Origin of the sequence: Pseudoduganella sp. RAF53_2 (genome assembly GCF_052113985.1) — a bacterium.
In the GTDB taxonomy this organism is placed as follows: domain Bacteria; phylum Pseudomonadota; class Gammaproteobacteria; order Burkholderiales; family Burkholderiaceae_D; genus Rugamonas.
Map to the genome: position 1 here is coordinate 1 of NZ_JBFRDW010000454.1, position 5,053 is coordinate 5,053.

The 5,053-nt window shown below is 63.0% G+C and carries 3 protein-coding genes; all 3 read left to right on the plus strand.

Annotated features, from left to right (window positions below; all coding sequences use genetic code 11):
* A partial coding sequence (locus AB4Z11_RS22710; protein ID WP_442027839.1) for a response regulator occupies positions 1 to 1,823 on the plus strand: 1,823 nt, incomplete at its 5' end.
* Between the two features lie 11 nt (positions 1,824 to 1,834).
* Entirely contained in the window at positions 1,835 to 2,683 is an 849-nt protein-coding gene (locus AB4Z11_RS22715; RefSeq protein WP_442027840.1) for a CheR family methyltransferase, read from the plus strand.
* A gap of 100 nt (positions 2,684 to 2,783) precedes the next feature.
* A partial coding sequence (locus AB4Z11_RS22720) for a TonB-dependent receptor (RefSeq protein WP_442027842.1) occupies positions 2,784 to 5,053 on the plus strand: 2,270 nt, incomplete at its 3' end.

Consider the following 5,053-nt stretch of genomic DNA (forward strand, 5'->3'; position numbering starts at 1 on the left):
ATGTAGACCGTACCTTCCGCCACATGGCCGAAGCCAAGCACCTCGGCTTCACGGTGGACCTGGGCGAGAACCTGCCGACTTCCCTGATGACCGACGTGACGCGTCTGCAGCAGGTGCTGAAAAACCTGCTGTCCAACGCGTTCAAATTCACCAACCACGGCCAGGTATCCCTGGTCATCGGCATGGTCACCAGCGGCTGGAGCAGCGACCACCCGAATCTGGCGCATGCCGATGCGGTGCTGTCCTTTGGCGTGAGCGACACCGGTGTGGGTATCGCGGCCGACAAGCTGCAGCTGATCTTCGAAGCGTTCCAGCAGGCTGACGGTTCCACCGCGCGCAAATACGGCGGTACGGGCCTGGGCCTGTCGATTTCGCGCGAACTGGCCCGCCTGCTGGGCGGCGAGATTCGCGTCGAATCGACGGTGGGCAGCGGCTCGACCTTTACCCTCTATCTGCCGTACAACCGTTCCGGCTTCGTCTACTACGAAACCAGCCGCCAGCAACCGCAGCGTCCCCCTGCCCTGCCGCAGCCGCCGAAAGTCATCTACACGCCGCCGCTCGACGCGTTGCCGGCGCCAGTGGTCGCTTATGCGGAAGCCGATACGGAAGGCTACGGCTCGACACTGGACGACCGCAACATCACCACGCCAGGCGAACCTTCGGTGCTCATCATCGAGGACGACGAGCGCTTCGCCAAGATCGTGCTCGACTTCGCCCGCGAGAAGAACTTCAAGGGCATCGTTACCCACCAGGGCGACTCGGCACTGAGCCTGGCGCGCGACTACCTGCCGTCCGCCATCCTGCTCGACCTGGACCTGCCGGACATCGATGGCTTCACGGTGCTGGACCGCCTGAAACGCGACCCGAGTACACGCCATATCCCGGTGCACGTGATGTCGGCCTCCCGCGAGCGGGAGCGCGCGCTGCGCTGCGGCGCCATCTCCTACCTGAACAAACCGATCAGCAAGGAAGCCCTGAACGAAGAGTTCACGCGCGTCCAGCGCTTCCTGATGGGCGGCAAACGCAGTCTGCTGGTGGTGGATGACGAAGAAAACCAGCGCGATTCCATCATCCGCCTGATCGGCGATTCGGACGTGGACATCACGGCAGTCGGCACCGGCGAAGAAGCTCTGGCCGCGCTGCGCAATGCCCGCTTCGACTGCGTGGTGCTGGACCTGACTCTGCCCGACATCAGCGGCTTCGACCTGCTGGACATGATCGGCAAGGACGCCAAGCTGCGCGATCTGCCGATCGTGATCAACACGGCGAAAGACCTGAACCGCAAGGAAGTGACAAAGCTGAAGCGCTACGCCAAGACCATCGTCATGAAGGATGCCCGCTCGCCGGAGCGCCTGCTGGACGAAACGGCGCTGTTCCTGCACCGCTCGCAGGCCAGCCTGCCGGAAGCCCAGCGCCGCATGCTGGAGGAAGTGCACGCGGCCGATTCCGGCCTGGCGGGACGCAAAGTGCTGATCGTCGACGATGACTTGCGCAACATCTTCGCCCTGTCCACCCTGCTGGAACGCCAGAAGATGCAGGTGTCCTTCGCAGAGAACGGCCGTGACGGCATCGAGGTGCTGGAGCGCGATCCGAGCATCGAGATCGTCCTGATGGACATCATGATGCCGGAGATGGACGGCTATGACACAATGCGGGCCATCCGCCGCATTCCGAAGTTCCGCTCCCTGCCGATCATTACCCTGACGGCAAAGGCGATGAAGGGCGACCGCGATAAGTGTATTGCGGCCGGCGCTTCGGACTACATCACCAAGCCGGTGGATGTGGCGCAACTGCTGTCCCTGATGCGGGTCTGGCTGCATTGATGGCGGGCGATATGGGCGCCATCGATCAGCTGCGCCGCAGCACAGCTCCGGAACTGGAAGAACTGGAACTGGAACTGCTGCTGGAAGGACTGGTGCGGCGTTATGGCCACGACTTCCGGCTGCACGAGCGCAGCCAGCTGAAACGCAAGCTTTATACAGTGATGCAGCAGCGCGGGCTGCAAACACTGTCGCAGTTGCTGGACCGCACATTGCACGATGCGGCAGTCTGCAGCGCCGTGCTGCGTGCGCTGTCGGTAGCGCCTGCGACGCTGTTCGAAGATCCGCAGGAAGCCATCCTGCTGCGCGAAGCGGCCCAGGCCAGCCTGAGCGGCAGCGCCCTGCCCCGCGTCTGGCTGGCCGATTGCGCGGGCGCCGGGCAGGCGTGGACCACCGCCATCATTCTGCACGAACTGGGCTTGCTGAACCGCGCCGAAATTCACGCCACGGTCTCCAGCGACGAACTGCTGGACGAGGCGGCCGACGCCTCGCTGCCCGTGGCTGCGGTGGCGGCGGGCCATCAGCATTATGTGCAGGCCGGCGGCAAGGGCAAGCTGGAAGAGTATTTCCAGATCCAGGATGGCCGCGCCGTACTGCTGCCCGCGCTGCGCTGCCGGATAAGCTGGGCGCAATATAACCTGGTCACCGACGCCTCCTTCAACGAATTCCAGATGATCGCCTGCCAGCGCGCCATGCCTGCCTTCGGACCGCTGCTGCGGGCGCGCGTGCTCAACTTGTTCCATGAGAGTCTGAGCCTGTTTGGCGCACTGGGTGTCGATCGTCCGTTGGATGAAGCAGACACACTGGCAGCCGACTACCAAGCCTTCGATCCGCCGCATCCCTGGTACAAGCGGGTGGCTTGATCCCCTTTGTGCAAATTTGCACAACGCCCGTGCATGCCTTGTCTTTTGCTCTTTTTGTAAAGCGTGCAAACTCGCTCGCAAAACAACCAGAGGAGACACAATGCAAACCAGGACTATCCGTCTGAAGCGAATCAGTGCGTCTGTCATCATGGCGCTGCCGGCTTTTGCAGCGGACGTCGCATACGCCCAGGCCACAAGCGGGGAAGCGGCGACCGGCGAAATGGACAAGGTGATCGTGACGGCGCGCCGCCGCGAGGAACTGATCCAGGATGTTCCTGGCTCAGTGACCGCGATCTCGGGCGCCCAGATGGAGAAGCTGAACCTGCCCGACATCACCGCGCTGACGGACATCATCCCCAACACCACGTTGAAGGCTTCGCGCGGCACCAACACCACGCTGACGGCCTTCATCCGCGGTATCGGCCAGCAGGACCCGGTGGCAGGCTATGAACAGGGCGTGGGCATTTATCTGGACGACGTCTACCTGGCCCGCCCGCAAGGCGCGCTGACCGATATCTACGACCTGGAACGCATCGAAGTGCTGCGCGGCCCGCAGGGCACGTTGTACGGTCGCAACACGATCGGCGGCGCGGTGAAGTACGTAACCCGCAAGCTGCCCAACAAGACCGTGTTCGACGCCAAGCTCACCTTCGGCGAGTACAACGAGCGCGACGCGGTGCTGAAGGTCAGCACGCCGATCACCGATACCTTCCGCATCGGCGCCACCCTCGCCTCCTTCAATCACGACGGCTATGGCAAGAATGTGCTGAACGGCCGCGAGAACTACAACAAGGACGTGAAAGCCGGGCGCGTCACCGCCGAATTCGCGCCGAACGCCGACCTGTTCATCCGGCTCTCGGCCGACAAGACCAATGACGACTCGCAGCCGAAACAGGGCTATCGCCTGACGCCGGGACCGGCGCCGCTCAATATCCAGCCGCTGGCGGGCGACTACGACACCCGCGCCAACCTGTACAAGGTGAACACCCAGGAACAGGAAGTGATCACCAAGGGCGCATCCCTGCTGGTGGATTACAACATCTCGCCGACGCTGGAGTTCAAGTCGATCACGGCCCACCGCTCCTCGCACTCCATCGCGCCGATCGACTTCGACTCGCTGGAAACGCCGCTGTTCGAAGCGCCCGCCATCTACACCGACAAGCAGGACAGCCAGGAATTCCAGCTGACCTACACCGGCGAGAAGCTGCAAGGCGTGGCCGGCGTGTTCTGGATGAAGACCAACGCCTTCAACGAATTCGACGTGCTGTACAACGCATCGGGCGGCCTGTCGCTGTACACCCTGGACGATATCGACTCCAAGAACTGGGCTGTGTTTGCGGATGCCAGCTACAACGTGACGCCGACCTTCAACGTCAACGTGGGCGGCCGCTATACCCAGGACGAACGCGAAGCACGTATCTTCAAGCGCACCTATCTCGGCCTGGCCGGTTCGCCGACTCTGGGCAACCCGGCCGCCATCGGCCTGGCGCCGAACACGGACCTGGGCAAGAACGACCTGCATCGCAAGGATTCCAAGTTCACGCCGAAACTGGGCTTCGGCTGGAAGTTCGCGCCTGAGCACAATCTGTACGGCACTTACTCGTCCGGCTTCAAGGGCGGCATGTACGACCCGCGTATGGACCTTGCCGCAACGGGCGGCCCGAACACGCCCGCCTCTCTGGCCAAGCGCGCCGGTGTCGATCCGGAAGAAGTGGATTCGGTCGAACTGGGTGTGAAGTCATCCATGAACGGCGGCCGTCTGCAAACCAATCTGGCCGTGTTCTACACCGACTACAAGAATGTGCAGATCCCGGGTTCGATCCCGACCTATGGCGCCAACGGCCAGGTGAACGGCTTCGCGGGCACCCTGACCAATGCGGGCAAGGCCAAGATCAAGGGCGTGGAGCTGGAAGCCATCGCCCGCGTGACGGATGCCTTCACCCTGAACGGCATGCTGAGCTACATCAATGCCGATTACAAGGAATGGATAGTGGCCAGCGGCGCGAACCTGATCAACGTCGCCAGCAGCGCCGAATTCCAGAACACGCCGAAGAAGTCCGGCAGCGTGACCGGCGCTTACGACTGGTCGGTCCCGGTCGCAGGCCGCAACGGCACACTGACCCTGGCGACCACGCTGTCCTACAAGAGCAAGGTGTACCAGGCCGAGATCGTGCGCCCAAGCGGCGTGGCGTCGCTGGATGCGCTGGTGCCGCAGAACCTGGCGCTGGCGCAGAGCGGCTTCTCGCTGTGGGACGCGGGACTTGTGTGGACCAGCAGCGACCGCAATATCCAGGTTGGCCTGCACGCCCGCAATATCGCCGACAAGCGCTACAAGGTGGCAGGTTATGCCTTCGGTGGCTTCTTCAACAC